Below are 5,767 nucleotides of genomic sequence, written 5' to 3'. Positions count from 1 at the left end.
TACCTCCTATTAGGCCGTTGGGCGGCTCAAGATAGTGAGTTCTGCTGTGTTACTTGAATCAAGTGCACCTGTCTTCCATACAACGCCGGTTAACTCTACTGCCGTTGAACCGGTACCAGCAGGAGTTGCCGTTGCGACGAAGTTACCAACCTCGCTGACTGCACCATCACCAGCAACGGTTACGATGTATACGGGCGCCCCAGCTTGCGGTGTGCCTTCCGTGCAAGTGACGGTACAAGAACCGCGCTGGAGCACATCACACGGATGCCCAGGCGCGTAGGAACCAGTCGTATACGAGTTCAAGTAGTTAGTTCCTTGAACCACTTCACGGACAGCAATGCCAGCAAAATCCGCAGCAGTACTCGATGCTCCGAATGCCGAGTATGTGTTGTCGCTGTTCAGCACGACCGGGGCGCCGAACGAAATCGGAGTAGTGTCAGTAGACCTCACAGGTCGGTTCTCGATGATGGCGTCTGCCAATCGGGAAACAGTACCTGGGTAACCGAGGTTCAGCGTTTTGCCGATGACGAAAAATCCACTGTTAGCCATGTATTCAGTCCTCCTTAAATGCGGTTTTTATAGTGAGGGTTGTTTGCCTTCATCCACTGCTTACCTAGTTCAGAGATGTCTGTAACCTTGTTGTCCTGAGCCTTCTTAGGCTTAGTCATTTTTTGGTAGGTATTTGACGGTTTAGATGGACGACCTTTGACAGCTTTCAGCGCCGCGTCGACCATCATCTTCTTCTCAACCGGATCTTTCAGTCTTGCGATGGCGGGTTTAATAGACTTGAGGTATGCGACAGCCGCCGCACTATCCGCTGCCTTAAATCCGCTTTGTGGACGATCTTCAGGATCGGTTACTGGGCCTTCTTCATCCTGCGACTCGATGGTTTGTGACTCTTCGTCTTCAGCAATCGCGTTTTCTGGGTCTTCCATTTGCGCGATGGCGTCGTCGAGTGCTTTCTCCGGGTCCTCATCTTCATTCTTTGGCGCCAAAGCTTTTTGTACCAATTCGGTTAAAGCGGACACCTGCTTTTTCAACTCTTCGAGGTCTGTCTGATCCTCAGCGTCGTCACCGGTTGGCTGATTATTCTTCTGTTCCTCTGTCGGGGTGTCGTCACCGCCATGGAGTTCCTCTGCAACCACATCCATGGCATCCGCAATCTCTTCAGGATCGGCATCGTTTACGAAACTTTTCCATCCCGCACCCATTAGTACTCGTGAAGCGTGCAATGGCTTACGGAGTGCTTTTTTCAAACTCATTCTTGAATCCCTCACTTTCTGTTGTTCCCGTTCGTTGGGAGTGACGATCTTGCCGTCTTTCAGTGCGTACCCATCGCCCAATGCGTGCATAATGCGCCGCCCGATGATTGACCACTCTTCGGTCGTATATTCACCTTTAGTGCGTTCGCCGGGGCGGTTATAGTAAACAACGGCGGCCTCTTTGTGCTCGCCGGTTAGGGGGTACTTAAAGTTGACGGGGTCTGCATACTTTTCGCGGTCACGTGGATAACCTTCAGGAGGAGAACGGTGGCCATCCTTTTTCACCGCGATTCCATATTTCTTGGATGCCTCTTCCGCTTCGTCATCTCGCGCAGGGCGTCTATCGTTGATTCTCACGCGGTCTCCAGCACGCCCTGCGTCCACAAGCGCAACGTGATTGCCGCGGATATTCCGTTGCGTATAAGTGCCATCATCGTTTGGCTCGTAGTCACATTCGTAACCAGCGCTGATCTCTCGTTTGCCGTTTACAATGTCATTGATGATCTGTTCATCGTTTGCGACAATGTCGGCCAACAATAGGTCATCGTCTTGGCCCTTACCACGTCGGATGTTTGTCGCATGTCCCTTCGCATATTGCGAAAAGTTCGATGGGTCGACACCTTCCGGAGGATGGTCGTTCGTGAGCGGTTTACCTTCAAACGAGGCCATCGCTTTGTCATCGAATACCTCATCTTCAGGGCGATAAACCTGGATCACACCGTCGCCGTCCAAACCAAGTTCCTGCGGCAAATACTCATACCAACCTGTCCGCGCAATAGGGACGTTGTGACACACGAGGAATCCCTCTCGGGTACGCGTGATATTGGGTGAGATTCGCGAACCAAAGTATGCCTTCATGTACTTTTCTCACCCCCTCTCAAGGCATAAAAAATAGCCCCGTAGGGCTAACCGACATTTCTTATTGGCATCAAATGTTCAAATTGTTTTCGGCTCATCTTCCTCAATGAACCATTCAGATACACTTGGCACGGCCATTGAATGAAGTCCAGGTCAATCAGCGGTTCAGCGTAGCACCGACAGTTCCAAATACATCCCGCGTGATAGTGTCCAACATCCTTTTCTTTACTCAATTCCTCCGGGCTCGGCGGGTCATCCCAAGCGACCAATACCTTGTCCATAATGCGATGGCTGTCGCGTACCCTGGAGTCTTCTGACGTCCGCCATCGATACCAAGGAATACCGTGTAGTTCACACCTTGACTGCGTCAGTGCCGTGGCCGTCTTAGCTGTTTCTGTGCGCGCAATGAGATTCGCTTTGACGTCTGTCATGTGTGGGAACAACTGCTGTAGATTCTTTGCGATGTCTGTATGCCTAAGACCTTGCATTGACTGAGACATGATATGCTCTGTCATCTGCCGGGCAATATCTGCTGGCACATCCTTGATATACTGCGCATTACGCTGGATTTGAGCGGCCATGATGCCACCAAGTGGGCCATTCATCTCTTCCATGAGAGCTTTGTATATCAAAGAACCTCTGCTGTTCACCTTGGCCGCCTGTCGCCATGTTCGGCCAGCGTCGGTAAATAGGTGCGTGACCATCTTCATCGCTGTTGCCTCAGCATATTCCTGGAACCAAGGATCGTTGGTGGCATTGTAGAGACGGTTAATAATCTCGTTTGGATCGTCTAAACCAGTCAGTAAACTTGAAAGTTTTTGCATCGCCTGTCGAATTGCGTTGCGGTACTCCTGTTCGATTCGTCTCTTGGGTTCCCATAGGATTGATCGACGAGAAGGCATCTGGCGGTATCACCTCGCCTTGTGATGTAGAATCATCGGCATTCTCAATATCCTCATCTGTGATGTTGGTGAACATGCCCGTTGACTCGGACATCTGTTGGAGTTCTTTCATGCCGGACCTCTGTGAAATGAGACCTGCGTTGTACAAAGCGATGATTGCGTTCGTCTTCTTTTCGACCAAATCCGCTACCTCTTGGTCATCGGGTTGGTTGATGGGTTCGAAGTCGTAATCGAGGTCGTCAGGCACATGCCCCAACTCACTCATACATATAACCGGCAGTATCTTGTCGAGCACCGGCGCGAGAATGGCCTCCTGCGCCTGCATGACGGTCTCATAGTAGTTCTGCATGTCGCTCTCGCCAGTCGCGTTCATGCCGGCAGGAGAGCGCCCGAACAGCTTTGTAACAGGTATCTTCGTGGCACCTGACAAATCCATCATAAAACTTTGATAGATGTCGTTGATTCCGGCGAAACTATACTGAAACTGCTGGAACTCATCTTTATCGCCGAGAATCTGCATACTCGCATTGCTCATGAGCCAGTTCTGCGACTCATAAACGTTATACAAGTCGTTCTGAGCACTTGTATCCATGAGCGACATCACGGCATCAATCCCGTTGACCTTCATGAATCTGAGATTCGCCATGAATGTAAGTTGCAGGATGTTTGATGAGACGTTATCGCGCTTTTTCAGTTCATCAAAAACAATCTCAACTTCAGATGCGCCCCAGTAAACCTCAGCCATTTTCTCCCAATAGGGAAGTTCGCGACCAACGAAGCGGATCACGCGCGTATAGTGCACTCTCTGCGTACTGCCGTCGTCAAATGTAACTTCATAGTACTTCGGCAGACCGAATTCGACGCTGTTCAGGTCATCTACTAGTTCCTCTGATGGATAACACCCTGTCCATCGGTCGATAACGAACAGATTCTTGAACGTCCCTGGCATCACGTCATCGAGATTCAACGGTTCCTCGAGCATGTCTTCATGACCTTCGATAAGCATGACGCCAAGCGCGCCACCGTATAATCGACCCCATTTGAGTCCATGCAAGATATGCTGTTTGAACCGTCGTTTCGTCCAAACACGATTAATCTTGTCGATGTCCTCCGGCGGTAACTCGCTTCGAATTTTTATCCAGTTGCGCGTCATATCCTCGGGGATGGTATCGACAACGTTGCGGATGACCCAATGGTTACGATAGAGGCTATTCAGAAGCTGATAGTTGTTTGTCAGGCGGGTGAGTGGATACTCGGTACCTTCCGATATATTCGGCGTGCCATATCCCTGACGCGCCATCGGGTTACTGAAAGAGTCACGCGTCACCATCCGGCGTAATATTTCAAGCGTTGCAGGATCGTTTGTGAGTCCTTCCGGTGTCGTATAACCTGGAGAGTTCGTCCGCTTGCGCTGCCTACGTGCCTTCGACAAAAGCCAAACCTCCTTTCTATGCGGTATAAAGTCTTTTTGGTTTAACGATGGTTTTTACTAGATAGCGGCATGCATCCATCGCATGGTCAGACTGTTTTACAGGCTTCTCGTCACCGCGTTTGACTGCCTTATCATCCCAAACATATGCAGCGCGCTCCATCAAGAAGTTAGGACAGTTCTTGCGATGCACGCGCAGTTTGCGTAGGTAAATCATCGTGGACATGGCGCGAATGCCCTCTATGACGTCGTTGTCGGCGTCCTTGGTATGTAATCCGCGTTTGCGTAAAGTAGTCTTAAAACTCGCTGCAGATGGGTCGATAATGACGTATCGAGGTTTGGGGCCATCAGCAATGAACTTCTCGAGGTCATCCGCGTACTCGCTATCCTCTTTCTGACGTCCTCGCGCGCGCCCGTCGTAGTAATACTCATTCATGATCCAAAGCGTATCTCCGTCGTCGTAACAGTCGAGGAATACCATCGGGTTCTGCGTTCCGTAGTCGATGCTGATATACCGTTTCCCAATAACCTTGAGTGCTGGATGGATATCATCGTCATCGAATGTGTTCAGTTCGTCGTCCCACATGTCATAGATGGCGCCTTCTGCAACTACCCAGAGACCGAGGATGTAGCGTTGATAGAACACCCCTGTGTAGAGGCTCTTGAACCGCGCTTTGGTTCTTTCGGTGAGACTCAGGTTGTCGTCCATCGTGAAGTGAAGGTGCAACGCGTTCTTTTCCTTCAGCTTCTCGAGCCACCCGACCTTGAACCAATGAAACGGCCCTGCCGGGTTACAGTTAAACCAGAACTTCGCTCCGTCAACCGAACACCGCGCCGTGGCTTGATTCACGAATGACTCAGGCATCAGCGCAACCTCGTCGAAAAACATGCCAGCAAGCGTGATACCTTGGATGAGGTCTTGGCTGCGCTCATCGCGGCCCCCGAACAGATAAAATTCGTTCACGCGGCCCTTGCGCCCGATGGTGATGCTATTGCTGGTCAGGTGTTCATCGACCATGTATCCGCGTGATTTGAGCATGCGTTTGAGCGGAATGATCACGTTCCGGCGCAATGCAGATATCGTCTTCCCAGCCATACCGAGGTTTTGACCATCAAACGTCTCCATGGCCCACATCACATATGACAGAGACATTGCTACCGTCTTGCCTGCACGAACAGAACCATCACATATGATGGCATCCATATCGTGGTATGGACTCTCGCGCATCCACCAAGTGAGGACTTGCTTCTGCTTGCGACTGAACGGCTGGAATTTGAATGCAGCAGGCTTAACTTTCTTCGGCGCCGTCGCTGTC

At 50.8% G+C, this 5,767-nt stretch carries 5 protein-coding genes; all 5 read right to left on the bottom strand.

What is annotated here, in order from left to right; all coding sequences use genetic code 11:
- Positions 1–9: 9 nt before the first annotated feature.
- The gene (locus J3482_RS19295) at positions 10–549 is read right to left on the bottom strand and encodes a structural cement protein Gp24 (protein WP_206922970.1); all 540 of its coding nucleotides are present in this window, start codon (positions 547–549) and stop codon (positions 10–12) included.
- A gap of 14 nt (positions 550–563) precedes the next feature.
- Positions 564–2,120 carry a DUF2213 domain-containing protein gene (locus tag J3482_RS19290; protein ID WP_206922969.1) on the bottom strand — a complete coding sequence of 519 codons (1,557 nt, stop codon included), beginning with the start codon at positions 2,118–2,120 and terminating at the stop codon, positions 564–566.
- A 47-nt stretch (positions 2,121–2,167) separates the two neighbouring features.
- A complete protein-coding gene (locus J3482_RS19285) occupies positions 2,168–2,830 on the bottom strand; it encodes a phage head morphogenesis protein (RefSeq protein WP_206922968.1) in 663 nt (220 codons plus the stop codon).
- 58 nt (positions 2,831–2,888) lie between these two features.
- Entirely contained in the window at positions 2,889–4,454 is a 1,566-nt protein-coding gene (locus J3482_RS19280; RefSeq protein ID WP_206922967.1) for a phage portal protein, read from the bottom strand.
- A gap of 16 nt (positions 4,455–4,470) precedes the next feature.
- On the bottom strand, positions 4,471–5,767 hold a 1,297-nt coding region (locus J3482_RS19275; protein ID WP_236018398.1), incomplete at its 5' end, for a PBSX family phage terminase large subunit.

This window comes from Alicyclobacillus suci (assembly GCF_017329615.1).
GTDB lineage: Bacteria > Bacillota > Bacilli > Alicyclobacillales > Alicyclobacillaceae > Alicyclobacillus > Alicyclobacillus suci.
The sequence above is the reverse complement of the archived record's forward strand: the minus strand, read 5'-3'. Positions and strand labels throughout refer to the sequence as shown.

Bases quoted from the DNA above. Each gene is read 5' to 3' on its own strand.
- J3482_RS19295 (WP_206922970.1), bottom strand. From the start codon at position 549: ATGGCTAACAGTGGATTTTTCGTCATCGGCAAAACGCTGAACCTCGGT.
- J3482_RS19290 (WP_206922969.1), bottom strand. From the start codon at position 2,120: ATGAAGGCATACTTTGGTTCGCGAATCTCACCCAATATCACGCGTACC.
- J3482_RS19285 (WP_206922968.1), bottom strand. From the start codon at position 2,830: ATGAAGATGGTCACGCACCTATTTACCGACGCTGGCCGAACATGGCGA.